The sequence below is a fragment of the Hyphomicrobium sp. genome (assembly GCF_020852195.1).
Taxonomy (GTDB): Bacteria; Pseudomonadota; Alphaproteobacteria; order Rhizobiales; family Hyphomicrobiaceae; genus Hyphomicrobium_C.
This window is the reverse complement of record NZ_JADZBI010000027.1, coordinates 13,782-37,587: the sequence shown is the minus strand read 5'-3', so window position 1 is coordinate 37,587 and position 23,806 is coordinate 13,782. Positions and strand designations below refer to the sequence as shown.

Annotated in this window: 23 protein-coding genes; 15 read left to right on the top strand and 8 right to left on the bottom strand. The window is 66.9% G+C overall.

Annotation, left to right across the window (positions count from 1 at the left end; translation table 11 throughout):
* Window positions 1-7 precede the first annotated feature (7 nt).
* Window positions 8-928 carry an alpha/beta hydrolase gene (locus IT540_RS02355; protein WP_291172718.1) on the bottom strand — a complete coding sequence of 307 codons (921 nt, stop codon included), beginning with the start codon at window positions 926-928 and terminating at the stop codon, window positions 8-10.
* Between the two features lie 71 nt (window positions 929-999).
* Window positions 1,000-3,210 (bottom strand): transglycosylase SLT domain-containing protein, encoded by a 2,211-nt coding sequence (locus tag IT540_RS02350; protein ID WP_291172714.1) that lies wholly within the window; start codon window positions 3,208-3,210, stop codon window positions 1,000-1,002.
* Window positions 3,211-3,502: 292 nt separating this feature from the next.
* Here IT540_RS02350 and dapA point away from each other — a divergent pair, with 292 nt between their 5' ends.
* The 4 genes from dapA to IT540_RS02330 are packed head-to-tail and all read left to right on the top strand — an operon-like array spanning window position 3,503 to window position 6,003.
* Window positions 3,503-4,393: a 4-hydroxy-tetrahydrodipicolinate synthase gene (dapA, locus tag IT540_RS02345; protein WP_291172711.1), complete on the top strand. Its 891-nt coding sequence runs from the start codon at window positions 3,503-3,505 to the stop codon at window positions 4,391-4,393.
* 14 nt (window positions 4,394-4,407) lie between these two features.
* The gene (smpB, locus tag IT540_RS02340; protein WP_291172708.1) at window positions 4,408-4,887 is read left to right on the top strand and encodes an SsrA-binding protein SmpB; all 480 of its coding nucleotides are present in this window, start codon (window positions 4,408-4,410) and stop codon (window positions 4,885-4,887) included.
* A 1-nt stretch (window position 4,888) separates the two neighbouring features.
* Window positions 4,889-5,464 (top strand): peroxiredoxin, encoded by a 576-nt coding sequence (locus IT540_RS02335; protein WP_291172705.1) that lies wholly within the window; start codon window positions 4,889-4,891, stop codon window positions 5,462-5,464.
* Window positions 5,461-6,003 (top strand): peroxiredoxin, encoded by a 543-nt coding sequence (locus IT540_RS02330; RefSeq protein ID WP_291172703.1) that lies wholly within the window; start codon window positions 5,461-5,463, stop codon window positions 6,001-6,003. The genes IT540_RS02335 and IT540_RS02330 overlap by 4 nt, the downstream gene beginning before the upstream one ends.
* A gap of 32 nt (window positions 6,004-6,035) precedes the next feature.
* On the opposite strand, the gene IT540_RS02325 is transcribed toward IT540_RS02330, so the two are convergent.
* From IT540_RS02325 to IT540_RS02315, 3 genes are all read right to left on the bottom strand, one after another.
* A complete protein-coding gene (locus IT540_RS02325; RefSeq protein ID WP_291172701.1) occupies window positions 6,036-6,455 on the bottom strand; it encodes a DUF3775 domain-containing protein in 420 nt (139 codons plus the stop codon).
* 228 nt (window positions 6,456-6,683) lie between these two features.
* Window positions 6,684-7,364 (bottom strand): uracil-DNA glycosylase, encoded by a 681-nt coding sequence (locus IT540_RS02320; protein WP_291172698.1) that lies wholly within the window; start codon window positions 7,362-7,364, stop codon window positions 6,684-6,686.
* A 188-nt stretch (window positions 7,365-7,552) separates the two neighbouring features.
* Window positions 7,553-8,164: an NYN domain-containing protein gene (locus IT540_RS02315; protein ID WP_291172695.1), complete on the bottom strand. Its 612-nt coding sequence runs from the start codon at window positions 8,162-8,164 to the stop codon at window positions 7,553-7,555.
* Between the two features lie 432 nt (window positions 8,165-8,596).
* Here IT540_RS02315 and rpoZ point away from each other — a divergent pair, with 432 nt between their 5' ends.
* From rpoZ to recO, 9 genes are all read left to right on the top strand, one after another.
* The gene (rpoZ, locus tag IT540_RS02310) at window positions 8,597-9,025 is read left to right on the top strand and encodes a DNA-directed RNA polymerase subunit omega (protein ID WP_291172693.1); all 429 of its coding nucleotides are present in this window, start codon (window positions 8,597-8,599) and stop codon (window positions 9,023-9,025) included.
* A gap of 136 nt (window positions 9,026-9,161) precedes the next feature.
* Window positions 9,162-11,420: a bifunctional (p)ppGpp synthetase/guanosine-3',5'-bis(diphosphate) 3'-pyrophosphohydrolase gene (locus tag IT540_RS02305; protein ID WP_291172688.1), complete on the top strand. Its 2,259-nt coding sequence runs from the start codon at window positions 9,162-9,164 to the stop codon at window positions 11,418-11,420.
* 133 nt (window positions 11,421-11,553) lie between these two features.
* Entirely contained in the window at window positions 11,554-12,330 is a 777-nt protein-coding gene (locus IT540_RS02300; RefSeq protein ID WP_291172685.1) for a pyridoxine 5'-phosphate synthase, read from the top strand.
* Window positions 12,327-12,728: a holo-ACP synthase gene (gene acpS / locus IT540_RS02295; RefSeq protein WP_291172682.1), complete on the top strand. Its 402-nt coding sequence runs from the start codon at window positions 12,327-12,329 to the stop codon at window positions 12,726-12,728. Before IT540_RS02300 ends, acpS begins: the two co-directional genes overlap by 4 nt.
* Before the next feature lie 131 nt (window positions 12,729-12,859).
* A complete protein-coding gene (gene lepB / locus IT540_RS02290; protein ID WP_291172679.1) occupies window positions 12,860-13,642 on the top strand; it encodes a signal peptidase I in 783 nt (260 codons plus the stop codon).
* 144 nt (window positions 13,643-13,786) lie between these two features.
* Complete coding sequence (rnc, locus tag IT540_RS02285; RefSeq protein WP_291172676.1) at window positions 13,787-14,494, top strand: ribonuclease III; 708 nt, start codon at window positions 13,787-13,789, stop codon at window positions 14,492-14,494.
* A gap of 52 nt (window positions 14,495-14,546) precedes the next feature.
* On the top strand, window positions 14,547-15,431 hold the full coding sequence (gene era, locus IT540_RS02280; RefSeq protein WP_291172758.1) for a GTPase Era: 885 nt from the start codon (window positions 14,547-14,549) through the stop codon (window positions 15,429-15,431).
* A 230-nt stretch (window positions 15,432-15,661) separates the two neighbouring features.
* Window positions 15,662-17,008, top strand: a complete 1,347-nt coding sequence (locus IT540_RS02275) for an amidohydrolase family protein (RefSeq protein ID WP_291172673.1) — start codon at window positions 15,662-15,664, stop codon at window positions 17,006-17,008.
* Window positions 17,009-17,134: 126 nt separating this feature from the next.
* Window positions 17,135-17,878 (top strand): DNA repair protein RecO, encoded by a 744-nt coding sequence (recO, locus tag IT540_RS02270; protein WP_291172670.1) that lies wholly within the window; start codon window positions 17,135-17,137, stop codon window positions 17,876-17,878.
* Window positions 17,879-18,022: 144 nt separating this feature from the next.
* Here the strand turns inward: recO and IT540_RS02265 are convergent, their stop codons facing one another.
* Window positions 18,023-18,730: a CAP domain-containing protein gene (locus tag IT540_RS02265; RefSeq protein WP_291172666.1), complete on the bottom strand. Its 708-nt coding sequence runs from the start codon at window positions 18,728-18,730 to the stop codon at window positions 18,023-18,025.
* Window positions 18,731-18,908: 178 nt separating this feature from the next.
* Here IT540_RS02265 and parC point away from each other — a divergent pair, with 178 nt between their 5' ends.
* Window positions 18,909-21,161: a DNA topoisomerase IV subunit A gene (gene parC, locus IT540_RS02260; RefSeq protein WP_291172663.1), complete on the top strand. Its 2,253-nt coding sequence runs from the start codon at window positions 18,909-18,911 to the stop codon at window positions 21,159-21,161.
* 105 nt (window positions 21,162-21,266) lie between these two features.
* Window positions 21,267-21,776, top strand: coding sequence for a hypothetical protein (locus IT540_RS02255; RefSeq protein ID WP_291172659.1), 510 nt, complete (start codon window positions 21,267-21,269; stop codon window positions 21,774-21,776).
* A gap of 154 nt (window positions 21,777-21,930) precedes the next feature.
* Here the strand turns inward: IT540_RS02255 and IT540_RS02250 are convergent, their stop codons facing one another.
* Window positions 21,931-22,683, bottom strand: coding sequence for an arginyltransferase (locus tag IT540_RS02250; protein ID WP_291172658.1), 753 nt, complete (start codon window positions 22,681-22,683; stop codon window positions 21,931-21,933).
* A gap of 209 nt (window positions 22,684-22,892) precedes the next feature.
* The gene (gene rimK, locus IT540_RS02245; RefSeq protein WP_291172655.1) at window positions 22,893-23,801 is read right to left on the bottom strand and encodes a 30S ribosomal protein S6--L-glutamate ligase; all 909 of its coding nucleotides are present in this window, start codon (window positions 23,799-23,801) and stop codon (window positions 22,893-22,895) included.
* Window positions 23,802-23,806: the final 5 nt, after the last annotated feature.

Here is a 23,806-nt window from a genome sequence, read left to right as displayed (position 1 = left end):
GGCCACCTCACCCATATGCGAGCCGCGGATGCCGCTCGGCGGATTCGGTGGCGGCGAGGAAGCGCGCCACCACATCGATCGTCTCCGTATCCCGGAGCAGCGGCGCGTGACCCTGTCCGGGAACCACGAACGACGACAGCGCCGGATGCCGCCGCCGCATCTCCTCGACCGTCTCGTCGGAGAGGATGTCGGACAGGGCACCGCGCAGCACCAGCACCGGCACGCGCTTCAGCGCCTCGAACTGCGGCCAGAGCTCGGGAATGGGGCCATCGAGCACCGAGAGCGCATTGGAGAGCGCGGGATCGTAGCCGGGTGCCGGCCGGCCCTTGTACTCGTTGAACCACTGCCGGGCGACGTCCTCCCACTCCTCCGCGGAGATGCCTGGGAAAGCGCGCCGACCCATGTCATGCACGAGCGTGCCGGCCTCCTTCCACGACCTCGGCAGCGGGATGCGCCCGACGTAGGCCGAGATGCGCCCGAGTCCCTTCTGCTCGATGACGGGCCCGATGTCGTTGAGCACCACCGGCCCCAGGGAGCGCGGTTGCAGCGCCGCCATTACCATGGCGATGAGCCCGCCGCGCGAGGTGCCGATGACCGCCGCGCCCGTCGTTCCGGTGACGGTCATGAAGTCGAGCACGTCCGTCGTCTCGAAGGGCACGGTGTAATTACGCCAGTCGGGATCGTTCTCGGAAAGCCCGCGCCCGCGTGCATCGAGCGTGTAGACGTCGCGTGGCGCTTCGGCGTGCTGCGACAGCGCCTCCGCGATGACGTGGAAATCGCGTCCGTTGCGCGTGAGCCCGGCGAGGCAGAGCACGGGACGGCGCTCGGTGCCGTCGTGGAACGCTGCCGGATAATGCCGGCCGTACAGCCTCAGCCCGTCACGGGCCGTGAAATAAATATCTCGATACGCCTGATACATACGCGTCATGCCACCACCCCGCTGTTGGCTCCGGCCGAAACCGCCCCGTCTCGGCCGGAACGTGAACTCGATGCGACGCCCTAACCGTCGGACGCTCCCTTCCGTTGGCCCGCCGCCACGCGTGCTCTGTTGAGATCTTCCTCGAGACGCAGCGCCGCCTGCTCCTCGCCGAGCCGCGCCCGGTAGATCTGGATGTTGGCGAGCACCTTGCCCACGTACTCGCGCGTCTCCTGGATCGGGATACGCTCGATCCAGTCGATGGGGTCGACCTTCGGGTTGCGCGGATCGCCGAACTCCCGGATCCACTGCCTCGCTCGCCCCGGCCCCGCATTGTAGCCGGCGAGCGTCAGGATGTAGGAGCCGGAGAACTCGTCCATGCGGTCGCCAACATAGGCCGATGCCAGCATCGTATTGTAGGACGGGTCGGACACCAGTCTGTCGATGTCGCACTTGATCTTGTAGTCCCGGCAGACGTGCTTGGCGGTGACCGTCATCACCTGCAGCAGCCCCTTGGCGCCGGCCCCCGACACGATGAGCGTGTTGAACTCGGTCTCCTGCCGGGCGAGCCCCAGGAGAAACGCCGTCTCCGGCGGCTTGCGCAGCGGCTTGTAGGCCGGGAACGGATGCACCGGATATGCATAGTAGTAGAGGTTGTGGCCCCGTGCGATGGCTGCCTTCGCCACCCGCACCGCCGACTGCGTATCGCCGACCGCCTCCGCGAGATGCGCCACCATCGCCATCCCCGCCTCGCTCTTGAGGTGGTGCATCCTGAGCTGCACCAGGAAGCTGCGCATGACGCTGGCGTCGAGCCCGGCGCTCTTGGCGATCACCACCGCCTTGGCCGCGTCGAGCGAGATGAAGCTGCGGACCTCCTCAGCGGTCGGCGCCTTGGGCGGCGAGGTGGTGATCGCGAGCCGCCCCGGCTCGAGCTTCTGACGCGCCAGCAGCGCGTGGAACGTGTCGGGGTCCGATAGCGCCTGCCGGTAGTATTCGTCCGCGGCCGCCTTGTTGCCCTGGGTCTCTGCCGTGCGTCCGAGCCAGTAGCGGGCCTTGGCGCGGCTGAGGGGGCCATCGGCCGCCTTGTTCATGACCTGGAAGTGCCGCTCGGCGCTCTTCGCGTCCTTGAGGTAGCGCAGCGCCAGCCACCCGGCCATGAACGACTGGTCTTTGAGCGGGTTGGCGCTGAGCGGCCCCGCCTCGCGCACGAGCGCATAGGCGAGCTTCGGGTTGCCGTCCTTGAGCGCCGCATAGGCGTTGGCGCGCCGCTCGGTCCACCATTCGTCGGGGGCGACGATAAGGGCTTCCTCGGTGGGCGCGCCGAGCAGCACCTTCGCGGCTTCCTCGGTCTTGCCTGCGCGCCTGAGCGCCTGCACGCGATGGAACACGAGGCCCCAATCCGGCACCCGCTCGGCGGGCAGCGCCTCGATGCCCTTGAGCGCCGTCTTGGAGCCGAGGAACACCGTAAGCCGCGCCTGGGCCTTCTTCTGCTCGGCGGCCGGCAGCAGCGCGATCACGCGGCGCGCCACGGCCGCGCGCTGATTCTTCTCTCCCTGCCAGCGGATGTCCTCGATCAGCAGCCGGTCGAGCCGCCATTTGTGATCGGCGGCAGAGAGCAGCGAGCCGAACCGCGCCAGGAATCCGGGCTCGAGCCCGGCCGGCAGGATGGTCTCGCGCCACGCCTTCACGGCCAAGCGGCGCGCCCCGTCCGTATCTCCCTCGGCGAGATGGGCCGAGGCGAGTGCCGCGAGGCCTTGCCCCGTCTGGGGCTCGCGGCCGGAGAAGTAGGATTTGATCGCGCCCGAGCTGCCGCCTTGCGTGAACAGCGTCTCCTCGAACTTCTGCGTCAGCGTGGTGCGGTCGCCCCAGGCCGGATTGGCATCGAGGAAAGCGCGGTACTCGGCGGCCTCGCCGAAGCCCTTGCGCAGGCGGAACCAGTCCACCAGCTTGCGCGCGGTCTCGTCTTCGATCTGCTGCTTGATGGCGTTCGCCTGCTCGACGTCCACCTTGGCCCCCGAAAGCGCCTTGATCGCGTCGCGCAGCCGCTGGGCGTCGCCGGCGCTCAGCGTGAAGGTGCTGAGCGGCGCGATCGCCTTGTCGAGCCGTGCCGTGTGTTCGCGCTCGCTGGGCGAGGGCTTGGCGGGCTTCGGCATCTCGCTTTGCGCGCCGTCGGCCCCCCCTGCGGCCATGGCCGCAAGGGCGAACGCCAGGAGGCCGACGAGCCCCGATCCGTTCCTCCGGGCGGCACGCCTGAGCGCGCTGCCGGCCGTCAATGTCGAGGTCTGTCCCGTCACGCTTATCCTCGCCGCGGCGCCGCAAACGCCCGTTTCATCCAAGAGTGAGAGGCCGCCGCCCCGGAGGGCGGTCTTTACGTCATGAAAATCGTGGTACGCGACACTAGCCGCCACGTCGGCTTGCAGGCTTCCGCCCGAGCGCATAATGTCCACCATCCCAGCCGCATTTGAGGCCGTGGCCGAGACGGGCGAACGGGGCGAGGGTACAAACTCGCGTGCGCGCGTTCAAGCTGTCCCGCCCGCCCCTGGGGGAGGTGGCGGCATGGCGATGCCGGCAGCATAAGGACAACCAATGTTCAAAGGCTCCATCACGGCGCTCATCACGCCGTTCAAGAACGGCCTTCTAGACGAGGACGCGCTGCGCCGCCTTGTCGAGTGGCAGATCGCCGAGGGCACGCACGGGCTGGTTCCCACCGGCACCACCGGCGAGAGCCCGACTTTGAATTTCGACGAGCATAAGCGGGTGATTGACATCACGGTCGAGGTCGCGCGCGGACGCGTGCCGGTGATCGCCGGCACGGGGTCCAACGCCACCGACGAGGCCATCGAGCTCTCCACCCACGCCGAGCGGTCGGGCGCCGACGGCATCCTGATCGTGAACCCCTACTACAACCAGCCGACCCAGGAAGGGCTCTACCAGCACTTCAAGGCCATCAACGACAAGGTCGGCATTCCGATCGTCATCTACAACATCCCGAGCCGCACCAACGTTGACATGGCGGTCGACACCATGGCGCGCATCTTCGAGCTGAAGAACGTCGTCGGCGTCAAGGACGCGACGGCCAACCTGGCGCGCGTCTCCCAGCAGCGCGCCGCCCTGGGGCCGGAGTTCGTCCAGCTCTCGGGCGAGGACGCGACCGCCCTCGGCTTCGCGGCCCACGGTGGCCACGGCTGCATCTCGGTGGCCTCGAACGTCGCCCCGCGCCTCTGCTCCGAGTTCCAGAACGCGCTGATGAAGGGTGATTTCCCGGCGGCGCTCAAACTGCAGGACCGGCTGCTGCCACTGTTCGACGCGCTCTTCGTCGAGACCAATCCCGGCCCCGTGAAGTATGCCGCCTCGCGTCTCGGCCTCTGCTCTGCGGAGATGCGCCTGCCGCTGGTGCCGATAACCGACGCGGCCAGGAAGGTCGTGGACGCGGCGCTCGCCAAGGTCGGCGTGCTGCAGGCCGCCGCCGCCGAATAGAAAGCAAGAGAGTCATGTCGGCCAAGAAGGACGACGGCCGCCGGCTCGTTGCCGAGAACCGGAAGGCGCGCCACGAGTATTTCATCACGGATTCCTACGAGGCCGGCATCGAGCTCAAGGGCACCGAGGTGAAGAGCCTGCGCGCCGGCCAGGCCAACATCGGCGAGAGCTACGCCTCCTTCGAGGACGACGGCAGCTTCTGCCTGATCAACGCCTACATCCCCGAATACCAGCAGGCCGGCCGCTTCTTCCAGCACGAGCCGCGCCGCAAGCGCCGGCTGCTGCTGCACAAGAGCGAGCTGGCCAAGCTCTTCCAGGCCGTCGAGCGCAAGGGCATGACCATCGTGCCGCTGGAGCTTTATTTCAACGCCAAGGGCCGCGCCAAGCTGAAGCTCGCGCTCGCCGAGGGCAAGAAGCTGCACGACAAGCGCGAGACCGCCGCCAAGCGCGACTGGAACCGCCAGAAGGCACGCATCATGCGCGAGAAGGGCTGACATGGCCGACAACGCGAGCTTTCTCGATGTCGACTGGTCGAAGCTGCCGGTGCCCGAGGACGACGGCGCCGCCCGCCACTTGGCCGGCACCCGTTTGCCCGACGTTGCACTGCCCGCCAGCGACGGTACGTCGGTCGACCTCGGCAAGCTCGCCGGGCGCACGGTCGTGTTCGCCTACCCCATGACGGGAACGCCCGGCGTCGCGCTGCCGGACGGATGGGACCTGATCCCCGGTGCGCGCGGATGCACGCCGCACACCTGCGCCTTCCGCGATTTGCACGCTGAGCTGAAGGCGGCCGGAGCATCCGCCGTGTTCGGCCTCTCGACGCAGACGCTGGCGGAGCAGACGGCAACTGCGGCGCGGCTGCATCTGCCGTTTCTGCTGCTGTCGGATGCGGCGCTCGGTCTGGCACGGGCCATGGCGCTGCCGACCATGGAGGTCGCTGGCCGGACCATGATCAGGCGCCTTGCGCTGATCATCGACGATGGAGCCGTGACGCACGTGTTCTATCCGGTCTTTCCGCCCGACCGGAACGCCGGCGACGTGCTCGCCTGGCTGCAGGCGAACCCGCGATGACCGACCAGTGGCCCTATCCGCCGCCCCAGGACGACGGCAGCGCGCGCCACCTCGTGCCGGGCCTTGCGCTTCCCGCAACGCCGCTGCCCGCCACCGACGGCCACAGCCTCTCGCTCGCGCGCCTTGCCGGCCGCTGGATCGTCTTCGTCTACCCGTGGACCGGCCGCCCCGGTCTTCCCAATCCCCCGGGCTGGGACGACATACCGGGTGCCCACGGCTCGACGCCCGAGGCCGAGGGCTTCCGCGACGTCTATGATGCCTTCCGCGCCGCAGGCTTCGACGTGCTCGGCGTGAGCGGGCAGTCGACCCCGGACCAGCAGGAGTTCGCGGCGCGCGTGCGTCTGCCGTTTCCGCTGCTCTCTGATGCGGCCGGCGCGTTGCGTGCGGTGCTCGGCCTGCCCGCCTTCGAGACCAGCGGCGTACCCTATTTCAAGCGCCTGACGCTCGTGCTCCGCGACGGCACGATCGAGCGCGTGGTGTACCCCGTGCATCCCCCGCACACGCACGCCCGCGACCTTCTCGCCACGCTCGCGCGGTGATGACACGGTACGCCCGTGGGGGCCTCGCGCCGCTAAAGCACGTCGCTCTCGATGTCGTTGGCGGAATAGCCGAGCTTCTCGAGCCCTTCCTCGAGGTAGTCGGCGAGCAGCGGCAGGCCCAGAAGATAGCTCGCCGTCGAGCTGGTCTGCTCGTTGCGGGCCATCTCCACCGCCTCGTCGAACTCCTCGGGCTCGAACGTGCCGCGGCCGACCCACGCCAATGCCACCAGGTTCACCTGCTCGTCGTCGTTGAGCGCGTCGATGAAACCCGCGATCTCCGCCGCCGTCGGATCGTTGGCGAAATCCTCGAGGATGGCGTTCGGATCCTCCTCCGCGTCTCCCTCCTCGGCCGACGCGTTCCACGCGCCGACCTTGGCGTCGTACTCGCGCGCTTTGATGATCACGTGCGCCACCTTCTCGGGCGCGATTTCGAGTGCGGGCTTGGCGGCCATCAACATCCTCCGCTGGACCACGATCGCTTCGGACCCTATCCATCCGAAGCGTGAATCATAGGTCTCATCAAAACCTGGAGCGCGATACCGTTTCAATCAAATCGATCGCGCTCTGGGTCTGCAGAGACGGTCGGCCGGGACTGGCGCGAGTCTGCTGCAGACGGATGATAGGCGGCCGGCCGGCAACCTTGAAGGGGGACGCGCGGGATTTTGTCGGTACCACGACGACTATTTTTTAGCCGGAAGCTCGTCCAGGAATGCGCGCACGTCGCGGAAAACGTCGTGGAACATCTCGGTCGTGAGCCGGCCCGTGTTGGTGTTGAGCCGCGAGCAGTGCAGACTGTCGAACAGCGTGAGCGGGCCGGCCACGTGGCGCGCGCCGTGGCGGAAGGGGAACTGCGATTTCTTGAGGGCGAGCGTCGCCAGCGTCTGCTCGTGCGCGACCCGCCCGAGGACCACTAGCGCGCGGAGCCTCGGCAGCGCGGCGAGCCGTGCGGAGAAGAACCCGCGGCAGGTGGCGACCTCGGAGGGCAGCGGCTTGTTCTCGGGCGGCACGCACCGCACCGCGTTCGTGATCATGCAGTCGACGAGCATGAGCCCGTCGGCCGGATCCGCCCGGTAGGTGCCGCGCGCAAACCCGAAGGCGAGCAGCGTGGAATAGAGGAGCTCACCCGCATAGTCGCCCGTGAACGGGCGCCCCGTGCGATTGGCGCCGCGCAGTCCCGGCGCCAACCCGACGATCAGGAGCCGCGCGTCACTGGTTCCGAACGACGGTACGGCACCGTTGAACCACGTGGGCTCGGCCCGCGCCGCCTCCTCGCGAAACGCCACCAGGCGTGGGCACCGCGGACAGTCGCGAGGTGCTTCGGGCGGGAAGGACGATAGCGAAGGGGAGGGCGCGGGGACCATGCGCGAAGGAAGCACACAACGGCCGGCAAGCAAAGCTCCCTGCCGGACGAGAGCCTGATCGTTTGTGGTGGGCGCGGACACGCGCGCACCGAGAACGTGGATCGGACTCTAGATCAAAGAGATCGAGCGCATTCTCACCCGAGAATCCGATTCGACCTGGAGCGAACGCGCTCTGGTGCGCCTCGGACCTACACCTCTTCCCGCGAAACGTCGTCGGGGTAGGTGGTGTCGCGATGGCCGCGGCCGCCGGACGAGCGCCCGCCGCGTGCGGAAGCGTCGCGCCCGATCAACTGCTCGAGGTCGGCAAGGTCGATGAACTGATCTGCCTGCCGGCGCAGCTCGTCCGCCACCATGGCCGGCTGGGTCTGCAGCGTCGAGACCACGCTGACGCGCCGCCCCTTTTGCTGCAGCGCTGCGACCAGCCCGCGGAAGTCGCCGTCGCCCGAGAACAGCACGATGTGGTCGAGCGTATCGGCAAGGCGCATGGCATCGACGGCGAGCTCGATGTCCATGTTGCCCTTGACCTTGCGCCGGCCCGAGGCGTCGGTGAACTCCTTGGTCGGCTTGGTGACCATGGTAAAGCCGTTGTAGTCGAGCCAGTCGATCAGCGGCCGGATGGAGGAATACTCCTGGTCTTCCGAAAGAGCTGTGTAGTAGAGCGCCCGCACGAGATGGGCCTTCTGACGAAAAAGGGCCAGCAAACGCTTGTAATCAACGTCGAATCCTAAAGCCTTCGAGGTGGCATACAGATTGGCGCCGTCGATGAACAGGGCCACGCGTTCGCCTTGGTAGAAGTGCATTTTTTTGTTCCTTGAGTGAAACTGTGCGGCTCCACGCGCCGGAAAAATGGCTGCGCTCGCCGGCCGTATAACGATATGCGGTTCGCTTCAGATCAAGATTAAGCGCAATCCTGCACGAAAGAAATCGTTGGAGGGTGAAAAAACGTCTCACCCCCCACGGCTTAAAGTTGTACCAGGTATGAGCAAACCGCCAACCCTATGGCTGTAGTGTAGGTGAGAGATGGGATCTTCCCGGGAATTTGCAACTGATTAATACGATTTGCCCATCCTGGCCCCTGGGCAGGGGTTCGCTTCCGCCGCCCCCGACTTGCCGAAAAGCCCGTTTCATGCCACTTAGACGCACTTGAGCGGCATGTCGGGCTCGGTGAGGGGCCGCGGCAGCGATAGATTCTACTCCGCATCATCTGCGAGACGAGAGAGGGGTGCTAGCGAATGGCACGCGTCACAGTCGAGGATTGCGTCGACAAGGTCCCCAACCGCTTCGAGCTTGTGCTCCTGGCGGCGCATCGGGCCCGGTCGATTGCCAACGGCAGCGCAATCACCATCGACCCGGACAACGACAAGAACCCGGTGGTTGCGCTCCGCGAGATCGCCGAGCGCACGATTCCGCCGGAGGACATGCGCGAATCGTTGATTCACTCGATCCAGAAGAACGTCGAGGTCGACGAGCCTGAGGCGGCGGCCGCCCCCGTGCTCCCGCAGGAGCGGCGCGGTCCCATCCTTGGCCGCGACGACCAAGCGTCCGACACCCAGGTGGACGTGCTCACCGAGGAGCAGCTTCTGCGCGGCCTCGAGAGCATGACCCCGTCCGAGCCGTCCTCCAACGGCGGCAGCGGCGGCCCGCGCGAGCGCGGGCGCTGATTTCCCGCGGCTGACGCGCCGGGCATCTGTATGGTTTTGAGCGACGCTTGTCCCCGGTGGCGCGCGAACGGCGCCGTGTGCGGCGGGCAGGCGGAGACTGTGCGGTGCTGGGCGGCGCCGGGAGTGTGTGCGGGCCATGATGCGTCAGTACGAGCTCGTCGAGCGAGTACAGAAATACGATCCGACTGCGGACGAGGCGCTGCTTAACCGCGCGTACGTTTACGCGATGCGCGCCCACGGCAACCAGAAGCGCGCCTCCGGTGCGCCGTACTTCTCGCACCCGCTCGAGGTGGCGGCGATCCTGACCGACCTCAAGCTGGACGACGCGACCATTGTCACGGCGCTGCTGCATGACGTCATCGAGGACACCGACACCACCCGCGCCGAGATCGACCAGCTTTTTGGGCCCGAGATCGGCGCCCTCGTCGACGGCCTGACCAAGATCAAGCGCCTCGATCTGGTGACGAAGAGGGCCGAGCAGGCGGAGAACTTCCGTAAGCTTCTGATCGCCATCTCGAGCGACATCCGTGTGCTGCTCGTCAAGCTCGCGGACCGTCTGCACAACATGCGCACCCTCGAGCACATGAAGCCCGAGGCGAGGAAGCGCGTGTCCGAGGAAACGCTCGAGATCTACGCGCCGCTCGCCGGACGCATGGGCATGCAGGCGCTGCGCGACGAGCTCGAGGAGCACGCCTTCCGCTGGCTCAATCCCGAAGCCTACGAGACCGTCACGCAGAAGCTCGAGGAGCTGCGCGACCGCAATGAGGGGCTGGTCGAGGAGATCGAGACGGCGCTGCACAAGATGCTGGCCGACGTCGACATGAAGGCCGAGGTCTCCGGGCGCGAGAAGAAGCCGTACTCCGTCTGGAGCAAGATGGCCAACAAGCAGATCAGCATGGAGCAGCTCTCGGACATCTACGCCTTCCGCGTCATCGTCGATACCATCGACGACTGCTATCGCGTGCTCGGCGTCGCGCACCAGACCTGGCGCACCGTGCCCGGCCGCTTCAAGGACTACATCTCGACGCCGAAGCAGAACAACTACCAGTCGATCCACACCACGGTCGTCGGCCCGCGCCATCAGCGCGTGGAACTGCAGATCCGCACCCGCGACATGCACGAGGTTGCCGAGTACGGCGTCGCGGCCCACGCGTTCTACAAGGACATGCAGAAGATGAACGGCAATGGGGCGGCGCACGGCGTCACCTCGAAGAGCCTCGTCTTCACCGATAAGGAGAGCGGGCCCTACCAGTGGCTGCGCCGCCTGGTCGAGACGCTGCTCGAAGGCTCGAACCCCGAGGAGTTCCTGGAGCACACCAAGCTCGAGCTGTTCCAGGACCAGGTGTTCTGCTTCACCCCCAAGGGCCGGCTTATCGCGCTACCGCGCGGGGCCACCCCGCTCGATTTCGCCTATGCCGTCCACACCGACGTCGGCAATGCGGCGGTCTCGGCCTACGTCAACGGCCGCCACGTGCCGATCGACACCCGCCTCCGCAACGGCGACGAGGTCGAGATCAAGACCTCGAAGACACACACGCCGCCGGCCGCCTGGGAGAGCCTGGCCGTCACCGGCCGCGCCCGCTCCGCCATCCGCCGCGCCGCCCGCGACGCCATCCGCCGCCAGTATGCCGAGCTCGGCCGCCGCCTTCTCATCTCGGCCTTCGAGCGCATCGGCGAGAGCTACTCGGACGAGCGCGTCAAGAAGGTGCTGCCGCGTCTCTCGCACAAGAGCCTCGACGACCTCCTCGCAGCGGTCGCCCGCAACGAGGTGAAGACCGAGGATGTGCTGCGCGCCGTCGCACCGGAGCTCGCGGCCACCGCTCGCTCTGCTGCTGCGCGCCCCGAGGAGCCGGGGAAGGCCAAGGGCTGGCTGCGGCTCACGCGCAAGCTGCGCCTCGGGGCATCCTCGGATGCGGAGGGCCAGCCCGGCACGGCGCCGGCCGGCCGCGTCCGCGGCGTGCCCATCCGCGGCGTCAAGAACGACATGCCCGTACTGTTCGAGGCCGGCGGCGCCGTGCCGGGCGATCGCATCGTCGGCGTGCTGGCGCCCGGCGAAGGCATCCGCGTGTTCCAGATCCACTCGCCGCGCCTCAAGGAGTACGAGCACGAGCGCTGGATCGACGTCGCCTGGGACATCGACCCCGAGAACCCGGAGCGCTTTCCGGCGCTGATCAGCGTCACCGCCCCGAACCGGCCCGGCACGCTGGCGGAGATCGCCGACGTCATCGGCCAGTCCGGCGGCAACATCGACAACCTGAAGATGCTGCGCCGCGCTTCCGACTTTACCGAGCTGCGCATCGGCCTCGAGGTCTGGGATCTGGCCCACTTGAACCAGATCATTAACGGCCTCAAGGCGAAAGCCGTGGTCAGCAAGGTCGAGCGTGTGTTTGAATAACGGCGTGATATCTTCCATATCCGGAGTTTTCGACGGGGGCACCTCTGCGCCTTGCCCCCCTCCCCCTTGCGGGGAGGGTGAAAAGGTGGAGGACGAACCGGTTCAACTGCGATGAGCGACGGATGAAAGGACGATGACGAGCAGCCTCAACTCCCTCCGCCTCGGCGTGAACATCGATCACGTCGCCACCATTCGCAACGCGCGGGGCGGGCGCCATCCCGATCCGTTGCGTGCGGCTCACCTCGCTGTCGAGGCCGGCGCCGACGGCATCACGGCGCACCTGCGCGAGGACCGGCGCCACATCTCGGATTCGGATATCGCGCGCCTGAAGTCGGAGCTGACGCGCCCGTTGAACCTGGAGATGGCGGCGACGCCCGAGATGCTCGCCATCGCGCTCCGCCATGTGCCGAACGCCTGCTGCCTTGTGCCCGAGCGGCGCGAGGAGCGCACGACCGAGGGCGGCCTCGACGTCGTGGGCCAGCGCCGGTCGCTGGCGCCTGTGGTGGCGGACCTCAAGGCTGCCGGTATCCGCGTCTCGCTGTTCATCGAGCCGGACCTCGCCGCCATCGAGGCCGCGGCCGGGCTCAATGCCGATATCGTCGAGCTGCATACCGGTGCTTACTGCGAGTATGCCGCGGCCGACGACGCCACGGGCACCGCCGCCGAACTCGGGCGGCTGGCCAGGGCCGCGTCCGAAGCTGCCGCCCGCGGACTCGAGGTGCACGCCGGCCACGGCCTCACCTTCAACACCGTCGCCGCGCTCGCGCGCATGCCCGAGGTCGTCGAGCTCAACATCGGGCATTTCCTCATCGGCGAGGCCATCTTCGGCGGCCTGCACGCAGCGGTCCGGCGCATGCGGGCCTTGATGGACGAGGCGCGGTTCAAGGCCTCCGGCCGGGTCATCGCGTGATCATCGGCATCGGCAACGACATCGTCGACATCCGTCGCATCGAGGCCACTCTTGCCCGTTTCGGCGAGCGCTTCGTTGACCGTGTCTTCACCGATATCGAGCGCGCGAAATCCGAGCCCCGCGCCGCGCGCGCGGCGTCCTACGCCAAGCGCTTCGCGGCCAAGGAGGCGTGTGCCAAAGCCTTGGGCACGGGGCTGCGCCACGGGGTTCACTGGCGCGACATGGGTGTCATCAATCTGCCGTCAGGGCGTCCCACGCTCTCCCTCACGGGGGGCGCGGCGCTGCAGTTGGCCCGTATAACCCCGTCGGGGTGTACCGCGCGCATCGACCTTGCTTTGACGGATGATTTTCCGCTTGCTGAGGCATTCGTCATCATTTCCGCCGTGCCGGACGACTGACCGGCGGCCGCACCGCAACACGGCAGCGGCTCCACGCCGCACCCCGGTTTGCACGGCGCGCGCTGAGCCGCTATAGGCAGCAGGGTCTTAAGTACGCCCCCGGCCCACCCGGCGGGTCAAGGAGCAGGAGAATGAGCCTGGACACGAACTCCAAGGCCAAGGCGGGATCCGGTTGGGGTGAGACCGCGAAGATCATCGTGCAGGCGCTTGCCATCGCCATGGTCGTGCGCGTGTTCTTCTTTCAGCCTTTCAACATCCCCTCCGGCTCGATGAAGTCGACGCTTCTGATCGGCGACTACCTGTTCGTCTCGAAGCTCGCCTACGGCTACAGCCGCTTCTCGTTCCCCTTCAGCCCGAACCTGTTTTCGGGTCGCATCTTCGGAGGCGAGCCGAAGCGCGGCGACGTGGCCGTCTTCCGCCTGCCGCAGGACGAGTCGCTCGACTATATCAAGCGCGTGGTTGGGCTGCCGGGCGACCAGGTGCAGATGCGCGAGGGCGTGCTCTACATCAACGGCCAGGCGGTGCCGAAGGTGTACAAGGACGAGTTCGCCAACATCGAGTGCGACCCCTATTTCCGCCACTGCCGCCGCGTGGTCTACAAGCGCTACGAGGAGACGCTGCCGGACGGCGGGCCCACCTACACGGTGCTCGACCTCGAGCCCGAGGGCGAGTTCGACACCACCGAGGTGTTCACGGTTCCGGCTGGCCAGTACTTCATGATGGGCGACAACCGCGACAACTCGTCGGACAGCCGGGCTTCCGTGGGCTTCGTGCCCTTCGAGAACCTGATCGGGCGCGCCGAGATCATCTTCTTCTCGGCCGCCATCGACGAGCCGGACGCGATGCGGTGGTTCTCGCCCTGGACATGGCCCTTTGACATTCGCTGGAGCCGGTTCTTCAATCTCGTTCGCTAGACCATGATCGCTTCGGACCCTATCAGTCCGAAGCGTGAATCATCGGTCTCATCAAAAGGCTAGAGCGCGATCCCGATTCAATCGAAGCTAATCGCGCTCTAGGGGTGGGGAGAGGCGCGGCTCGCACGGAGCGCGGAACCGGCCATGTTCAAGGCCCGCAAGTACAAGGAGCTCGAGAAGAGGCTCGGCTACCGCTTCAAGAACGAGGCGCTGCTGACCCGCGCTTTGACGCATGCGAGCCTGCGCGGATCGAAGAAGGTGCGCGAGGACAACGAGCGCCTGGAGTTCGTTGGCGACCGCGTGCTCGGCCTCGCCGTCGTCGAGCTCCTGGAGGAGACCTATCCGGTCGCGACCGAGGGCGAGCTGGCACGTCATCTCAACCGCCTCGTGCGCGGCGAGACCTGCGCCAAGGTCGGCCGCACGCTCGGCCTCGGCGATTTCCTCATGCTGTCCGAGAGCGAGGCGGGCAGCGGCGGCCGCCTCAAGACCACCATCCTGGCCGACGCCGTCGAGGCCGTGCTCGGCGCGGTTTTTCTCGAGGCGGGCTACAACACGGCGCGCGACGTCGTGCGCCGGCTCTGGGGCAACGAGGAGGTCACGTTCGGCCATGCCGCCGCCGACCCCAAGTCGGCGCTGCAGGAATGGGCGCAGGGTCAGGGGCTCGCGCTGCCGAGCTACGTCGAGGTGGAGCGTACCGGACCGGATCATGCTCCGCGCTTCACCTCCGAGGTGCGCATTCGCGGCAAGGCGCCGGCGCGCGGGCAGGGGGCCTCGAAGCGCGCCGCCGAGCAGGCGGCGGCCACTGTGATGCTCGAGCGGGAAGGTGTGATGGAGAAGCGCCCGGTTGGCTGACGCACCCAAAGCCGCGGCAGAGGGCGATGCCGCCGGTCCGCGCCGCTGCGGCGTGATCGCCATCATCGGCGCGCCGAACGCCGGCAAGTCGACGCTGGTCAACGCAATGGTCGGCGCCAAGGTCACGATCATCTCGCGCAAGGTGCAGACCACGCGCATCCAGATCCGCGGCATCGCCATGGAGGGTGCAAGCCAGCTCGTGCTGATCGACACGCCGGGAATCTTCGCCCCCAAGCGTCGGCTCGACAAGGCGATGGTCGCCAGCGCCTGGGCGGGCGCCGCCGACGCCGACCAGGTTCTGGTGCTGGTCGACGCCGCCAAGGGCCTCGACGAGGACGTCGACCAGCTTCTGGTGAAGCTTGCCGAGCAGCGGGGAAAGAAGCCGATTCTGGTGCTGAACAAGGTCGATCGCGTTGAGGACAAGGCGCGCCTGCTCGCGCTCATCGAGGAGCTGTCGTCACGTCTCCCCGTCGAGGACGTGTTCATGATCGCGGCCCTGACCGGCGACGGCGTTGCGGAGCTGAAGCGCTACCTCGCGGCGCGCGTGCCGGAAGGCCCGTGGCTCTATCCCGAGGACGAGCTGTCCGACATTCCTTTGCGCCGGCTTGCGGCCGAGGTGACGCGCGAGAAGATCTACGACAACCTCCACGACGAGCTGCCCTATCAGATCACGGTCGAGACCGAGTCCTGGAAGACGCTGCGTGACAAGTCGGTGCGCGTCGAGCAGGTGATCTACGTCGCGCGCGACAGCCAGAAGAGCATCGTGCTCGGCAAGGGCGGCCAGACCATCAAGCGCATCTCGCAGGCCTCCCGCACGGAGCTGAGCGAGATCGTAGGCGCGCCCGTGCACCTGTTCCTGTTCGTCAAGGTGCGCGAGGATTGGGATCGCGACCCCGCGCGCTACCGCGAGATGGGCCTCGACTTCCCGGAGGAGTGACGACACTCCCGAAGTCCGCACTGAGGCGGTCGCAGGCGCCTCGGGGCCTTCCTCCTCGCCAGAGCCGGACTCGCGAGCTGCGCGAAAACCGTATTGGATTTGAGCACCTTTGATCCAAAGCGCTTCGGCTGGTTAACCCCATTCGACGTGAGGAAAGGCGTTCAACTGGTCACGACGGCGGCGAAGGTTTAGTTGTTTTTGAGGTCGCTGGGGGGCAAAGGAGGATTCCGATGCTTGGCCGGACATTCGTTGCTTCCCTACTGTGCCTCGTCCACACGGCGGTCTCGGCTGAAGAGCGAGCCGCCGATCAGTCCGCTCTCACACTGTTCGACAACGTACGCATCTTCGACGGCAAGAGCGACACGCTCAGCGCCGCAATGAACGTGCTCATCCGCGGCAACATCATTGAGAAGATCTCCGCAGACCCCGTTCCAGTCGATCGCCGCGCCTCGACCACGATCATTGCCGGAGACGGACGGACGCTGATGCCCGGCCTGATCGACGCGCACTGGCATGCGATGCTGATACGGCCTGACCCTGCGCAGGCGATTGGCGGCGATATCGGGTACAACAATCTTGTGGCGGCTGCCGAAGCCCACGCTACGCTCCTGCGTGGCTTCACGACGGTTCGCGATGTCGGCGGGGCGGTGTTCGGTCTCAAGCGTGCCATAGACGAGGGCGTCGTCGATGGACCGCGCATCTATCCGTCCGGCGCCATAATCACGGTCACGAGCGGACACGGGGATTTCCGCCAACTGTCCGACCTGCCGCGGAGGATCGGCGGCTCGCTCACCCGCATGGAGCAGATTGGCGGCAGCATGGTTGCCGACAGCCCGGACGAGGTGCGCGTGCGCGTCAGGGAGCAGCTGATGCAGGGCGCCTCCCAGATAAAGCTCACGGCCGGCGGTGGCGTGTCGTCGCCGTTCAGTCCGATAGATGTCACGACGTTCACCGAGGCGGAGCTTCGCGCTGCCGTCGAAGCGGCCGAAAACTGGGGCACCTACGTCAGCACGCACGCGTTCACATCGGCGGCGATCCAACGCTCCGTTTCCGCTGGCGTGAAGTGCATCGAGCACGGATTTATGATGGACGAAGCAGACGCCAGACTGATCGCCGAGAAGGGAGTTTGGTTGAGCCTGCAGCCACTGCCGGAAGAGCTGCGTCAAGGCTTTCCGGTTGGCTCGATCCAGAGGATCAAGGCGGATCAGGTCTGGCCCGGCATTAGCCGAACCTACGAGCTGGCGAAGAAATACAAGATCAGGACGGCATGGGGCACCGACGTCCTGTTCTCCAGCGCACTGGCAAAGCGCCAGGGGGCGATCCTGGCCTCGCTCACCCGCTGGTACACGCCCGCCGAAGCGCTGATCATGGCGACGAGTGCCAACGCCGAGTTGCTGACGCTGTCGGGCGAGCGCAATCCTTATCCCGGAAAGCTCGGCATCGTAGAGCAGGGCGCGCTTGCGGACCTGCTGTTGGTCGATGGAAATCCGCTGGAGACGATCGATCTCATCGCGGATCCAGGAAAGAATTTCGTGGTGATCATGAAGGACGGAAGAATAGTCAAGAACGCGTTGTAGGCGGCTCGAAGCTGCGTGCTATGGCCGTTTGCGGAGCCGCCACAAGAGCTGCTATTGCTGCCGGGCCGGTTGCCCCTGCATTTGCCTGCCCCTTTCCGCGAGCCTTGCTTCCGCTAAGCTCCCCCCATGAACTGGTCCGACGAAGGTGTGATTCTCTCCGTGCGCCCGCACGGCGAGACGGCGGCGGTGGTCGAGATCCTGACGCGCTCGCACGGCCGCCACCTCGGCCTCGTGCACGGCGGGCGCTCGCGCAAGGCCCGCCCCGTGCTGCAGATCGGCAACCACGTCGACGTCACGTGGAAGGCGCGCCTCGCCGATCACCTCGGCCACATGTCGGTCGAGCTGATCCGTGGCTATGCCGCCTCCGCCATGGACGAGCCGGCGGCGCTGGCTGCGCTCACCTCGCTCGCGGCGCTCGCCCACCTGCTGCCGGAGCGCGATCCGCATCCGAACCTCTACGAGGTGACGCTGTTCGTGCTCGCCTATCTCGACGACGCGAGCGTCTGGCCTGCTCTGCTCGCGCGCTGGGAGATGGCGCTGCTCGACGAGCTGGGCTTCGGCCTGGACCTCTCCCAGTGTGCGGCCACCGGCGCCAACGACGATCTGATCTACGTCTCCCCCAAGACGGGCCGCGCCGTCTCGGCTTCGGCCGGCGAGCCCTATCGCGACCGGCTGCTTCCTCTGCCGCCGTTCCTGCTGCCGGGCCGCAAGGCGGCGCTTGCGCCGGGCGACATCGCGCGCGCCTTCGAGCTCACCGGCCATTTCCTGGAGACCCGCGTCTTCCGCCCGCGCGGCGAGGAGATGCCGGACGCCCGCGCCCGCCTCCTTACGCTTCTGAAACGCCTCGACGAGGCCGGCCACGCGCCGTGACGTCCCTCGACTGTCCCGCAAACCTGATACGTATCTGGACCCCGGCCTCCGCCGGCGTGACGGTGTCTATTGGCCGGCCGGCTGCTCACACTCTGCCGTCATGCCGGCGCAGGCCGGCATCCAGATACGTGTGGATTTAGCCGCTTACCTGACCCGCTCGATCGGCGTCACGGCGACGCGCACGCCGCCGTCTGCGTCCGGCTCGAGCCTGTAGAGCAGCCCGTCGCGCGCCTCGTAGCGCATGGAGAGCTTCGTCGGCCATAGCCCGCCGCCGAAGCTATCGAAGCTGATCTCGCCCGGGCTGCACGACGAATGCGTCACCGCGTAGCGCGGCTTGATCTCGTGCGCCTCGCCGCCGAACGAGTAGGCGACGCTGTCCCGCGTCGTATTCGAGATCTGAAACTCGTAGGAGAGCGACTGCGGCCGCGCGAAAAGCTGCACCGAGATGAACTTCGGATCCTTGTCCGGCGCGCGGGCCACGCCGACGCCGATCTCAGTCATGTGCGGCGCCACCAGGTTGGCGCGGTGCGGCGGCGAGTTGATCCACCCTTCCACCGACTTCTCGGCCAGCGCCCGCGCTTCGAAGCCGCGGCTGTCGAGGTGCATGGCGAGGTTCTCGCCGATCTGGCACCACGCATAGCCCGCCGACGTGATGCGGTCGCCCGCCTCGCGCCCGTCGGCGGTGTGGGAGAAAAGGCCGCTCTTGGCAAGAAAAGCCGCATAGGTGCGCGCGGCCTTCGTCAGGTTGGGATTTGCCGTCAGCGTCCCGAGATTCTGGCGCCCGCGGTAGGCGTTGGTGAATTCGATGATCTGGGCTTCGACAGCGGGCGTGTCGGGAAGAACGGCGGGCATGGTGTCCGGAGCTTGTTGCGTTCGCGGTCAGGAAAGACGCCGACCGCGGCAAAGACAAGGCGCCGTCGCGTCTTGCGCGGAGGCCGCTTGAGGGCATAAACAGCAAGCAATTGTGGATGCTGCAACTTGTGGCGCGCCTGCACTTGAGCGCCGCCCGGCAGGGAAGTAACCAACGCCTATGACAGACAAACCGATTCTGCCTGGCCCCGGCCCCATCGAGCCCGTCCTGCTCAAGGACGCGCTCGAGACACGCTACCTGGCCTATGCCCTCTCGACCATCATGCACCGTGCGCTGCCCGACGTGCGCGATGGGCTCAAGCCCGTGCACCGGCGCATCCTCTACGCCATGCGCGAGCTTGGCCTCGACCCGGACAAGGGCTATCGCAAGTGCGCCAAGATCGTCGGCGAGACGATGGGCAACTACCATCCGCACGGCAACCAGGCGATCTACGACGCGCTGGCGCGCTTGGCCCAGGATTTCGCCGTCCGTTATCCGCTGGTGGATGGCCAGGGCAATTTCGGCAACATCGACGGCGACAACCCGGCTGCCGACCGCTACACCGAGGCCCGCCTCACCACCGTTGCCGCCGAGTTGCTCGACGGCATCGACGAGGACACGGTCGACTTCCGCCCCAACTACGACGGCCGCGAGCAGGAGCCGTCCGTGATGCCGGCCGCGTTCCCGAACCTGCTCGCCAACGGCGCCGCCGGCATCGCCGTCGGCATGGCGACCAACATCCCTCCGCACAACGTCGACGAGCTGTGTGCGGCGCTCCTGCATCTGATCAAGCATCCGAACGCGACCATCGAGAAGCTGGTCGAGATGATCCCGGGCCCCGACTTCCCGACCGGCGGCGTGCTGGTCGAGCCGCGCGACTCCATTCTCGAGGCCTACAAGACCGGCCGCGGCGGCTTCCGCCTGCGCGCCAAGTGGGAGAAGGAAGACACCGGCCGCGGCGGCTATCAGATCGTCGTCGCCGAGATCCCCTACCAGGTCCAGAAGGCCAAGCTGGTCGAGAAGATCGCCGAGCTTCTGACCGAGAAGAAACTGCCGCTCCTGGGCGATGTGCGCGATGAGTCCGCCGAGGCGGTGCGCCTGATCCTGGAGCCCAAGAGCCGCGCGGTCGATCCCGTGCTGCTGATGGAAAGCCTGTTCCGGCTGACCGAGCTCGAGGTCCGCTTCGGTCTCAACATGAACGTGTTGTCGGCCGGCCAGATCCCGAACGTGCTGTCGCTGCGCGACGTGCTCAAGCAATGGCTGGAGCATCGCATCGAGGTGCTGATCCGCCGCTCCGAGTATCGGTTGAAGAAGATCGAGCATCGCCTGGAGGTGCTCGACGGCTACCTGATCGCCTACCTCAACATCGACGAGGTGATCCGCATCGTCCGCTTCGAGGACGATCCCAAGGCCAAGCTGATCGCCCGCTTCAAGCTCACCGAGGTGCAGGCCGACGCCATCCTGAACCTGCGCTTGAAAAGCCTTTCGAAGCTGGAAGAGGTCGAGATCAAGTCTGAGCACGACAAGCTCTCGAAGGAGCGCCGCGAGCTGAAGCAGCTCTTGAAGTCCGAAGAGCTGCAGTGGGAGCGCATCTCCGAGGAGGTGCGCGAGACGCGCGAGCGCTATTCGAAGAAGACCGAGCTCGGCCGCCGCCGCACGAGCTTTGCCGACGCACCCGAGATCGACGTCGATCTCGAGGCCGCCCTCGTCGAGAAGGAGCCGATCACCGTCATCCTGTCCGACAAGGGCTGGATCCGTGCGCTGAAAGGCCACCAGGACGACCTCTCGAAGCTCGACTTCAAGCAGGGCGATAGCCTGAAGCGGGCCGTCAAGGCGCAGACCACCGAAAAGCTCGTCCTCTTCGCCACCAACGGCAAGTTCTTCACGCTGGAGGCGAGCCAGCTCCCGGGCGGCCGCGGCCACGGCGAGCCCGTGCGCCTGATCGTCGATCTCGAGGAGAACCAGGACTTCGCAGAGCTGTTCGTCTACGAGCCTGGCCGCAAGCTGCTCGTCGCCTCCACCGGCGGCTACGGCTTCGTCGTTCCCGAGGACGAGGTGATCGCCTCGACCCGCAAGGGCAAGCAGATCCTGAATGTGGCGGCCGACGAGGAGGCCCGCGTCTGCGTGCCGGTGGACGGCGACCACGTCGCGACCATCGGCGAGAACCGCAAGATGCTGATCTTCCCGCTCGCCGACGTCAACGAGATGACCCGCGGCAAGGGAACAATTCTGCAGCGCTTCAAGGACGGCGCGCTGGCCGACGTGAGCGTCTTCCACAAGAAGGAGGGCCTCTCGTGGCTGGATGCGGCGGGCCGCAGCTTTACCCTCGAATGGGGAGAGCTTCGCGATTGGATCGGCACCCGCGCCCAGGCCGGCCGCCTCGCCCCCAAGGGTTTCCCGCGCTCCAACAAGTTCGGGCCCCCCTTCCGCTGAAAGTCACGCCTGTCCTGAAAAGAGCGGCGGCGGGCGATCGGGAAGCCGGGTGCGTCTTGCCTCGGCCCTGGCGCCCCGGTAGGAAACGGGACGGGGCGGAAGAACATGAGACCTAAGGTCGTGGCAGCGGCGAAGTTCCTGGGCGTGATACTGGCCGCTACACTCGGCGCCGCGCTCGGCGCGTTCCCGCCGGCACAGGCACAGGACACGCCGGAGGCGCCCGCCGCCCCGCCGGAGCCGGCAACCTGCACCAAGGTCGAGTTCGAGAGCGCGGTTGATCACGCGGCCGAATCCCTGCGCGACCTCAACAACAAGAACCGCCCCGAGTTCCAGGCCAAGCTGCGCCAGTTGAAGGAGAAGCGCGGCTGGAACGACAACCAGTTCCTGAAGGAGGCCGCGCCCTTCGTGAAGGACAACGAGATCACGGTCTACGACACCAAGACCAACGAGCTGCTGGCATCGATCTCGTCCATGGGCCAGGAGGGCGCCAGCGCCGCCGAGCCGAACTGCTCCATGCTCGCCGAGTTGCGCGGGCTTATGCAGGTGCTGATCGACACCCAGGCATCGAAGTGGAGCTATATGTTCAAGAAGCTCGACACCGAACTCACGAAATAAGGTCCGTCGGGTGGAGAACACTCCAACCCGTCATGGCCGGGCTTGACCCGGTCATCCAGGACCAAGCGTGCCGACCTCGAGCAGGCTCTGCCCCCTGGATGGCCGCCTCGGAGGGCGGCCATGACGTTGCTTCTGACGGCGTGCGCCGATTGCTCTACTTCGCGGTCACGCGCGCCCAGCCGTCGGGGCCGAGGTGCTCCTGCGGCTGATAGCGCGTCTTGTAGCTCATCTTGCGCGAGCCCTCGATCCAGTATCCGAGGTAGAGGTACGGCAGCCCGAGCCGGCGCGCATAGTCGATGTGCTCGAGGATCATGTAGGTGCCGAGGCTGCGATCCTCCTCGAGCGGCTCGTAGAAGCTGTAGACCATCGAGATGCCGTCCGAGAGCCGGTCGCAGAGCGCGACGCCCGCGAGCGGCCACGTCTCCACATGCTCCTCGAGCGGGTTCTCTGGCCGCGCCCTGTACTCGGTGAGGAACGTGCGCACCACGCTGTCCTCGACCATCATCGCATAGTCGAGCACGCTCATGTCGGCCATGCCGCCGTCCGAATGGCGGGCGTCGATGTAGCTGCGGAACAGCCCGTACTGCTCGGAGGTGGGAATGGCGGAGACGCGCCGCGCGGCGAGGTCGGTGTTGCGCGCCAGCGTCCGGCGCATCGTGCGCCCGGGCTCGAACTCGTCGACCAGGATGCGCACCGAGACGCAGGCGTGGCAGCCCTCGCAGTAGGGCATGTAGGCGATGTTCTGGCTGCGCCGGAAGCCGCCTTTCAGGAGGTTGTCGATCAGCGCCAGCGGCTTGTCGTGCGTGAGATGGGTGAACAGCTTGCGCTCGAGTTTGCCCGGGAGGTAAGGGCAAGGCTGCGCCGTCGTGACATAGAATTCCGGAAAGTGCTTTTGCTGTTCCGTCATCCCTGAACCATCCTCGCCGACCTCGAGCGTTCGGGGTGCGCGCGAACCTCGATCTGGATCGCGTCACGCCACCGTGCGAACGCGAACCGGACGGACAGGGTAACCCCCTGCCGGCCAACGAGGATAAGCGAGGCCGCCGCGCGCGATCAAGCGTCGGGCCGGAGTGCCCACTGCAACTTGAGCGCTGGCCCGGCTTTTCCCATCCTCGTTCACCCTTTGGCGCCCTTGGTGGCCGTGCGCCCATGGGCCGCGGCCGCCTCGATGAAGGTGATGATGGCGCCCGCCACGTCCGCGTTCGTAGCCCGCTCGATGCCCTTGAGGCCCGGCGACGAGTTGACCTCGACCACCATCGGTCCTCGGTTGGAGCGCAAGAGGTCGACGCCCGCCACGTTGAGGCCCAGCACCGCCGCCGCCCGGACCGCCGTGGCGCGTTCCTCGTCGCTGACCGGCGTTTTCTCCGCGAGCCCGCCGCGGTGCAGGTTGGAGCGGAACTCGCCCGTCCGGCTGAGGCGGCGCATGGCGGCCACGACCTCGCCGCCGACCACCAGCGCGCGCACGTCGCTGCCCTCGGCCTCGGCGATGTACTGCTGCACGAGAATGTTGATGTTGGCCGCGCTGAAGGCTTCGATGATCGACTTCGCCGAGGCTTCCGTCTCGGCGAGGATGACGCCCATGCCCTGAGTTCCCTCGAGCAGCTTGATCACGACCGGTGCCCCGCCGACCTCCTTGATGACGTCCTCGGCCTTGCGCGGCCCGTGCGCGAACGCGGTCACGGGCAGGCCCACGCCGGCGCGCGCGAGGAGCTGCAGCGCCCTGAGCTTGTCGCGCGAGCGGCCGATGGCGACGCTCTCGTTCAGGGGAAACACGCCCTGCATCTCGAACTGCCTGAGCACCGCGAGGCCGTAGTCGGTGATCGACGCGCCGATGCGCGGGATGACCGCGTCGTAGAGCGGCAGCGACTTGCCGCCGTAGCGCAGCACCGGCTTGTTCGACGTGATGTTCATGTGCACGTGCAGCGTGTTGATCACGTCGAGCGTGTGCCCGCGTGCCACCGCGGCCTCGACGAGGCGCTTGTGCGAGTAGAGGCCCGGATTTCGGGCCAGCATGGCGAGGCGCATGGGAG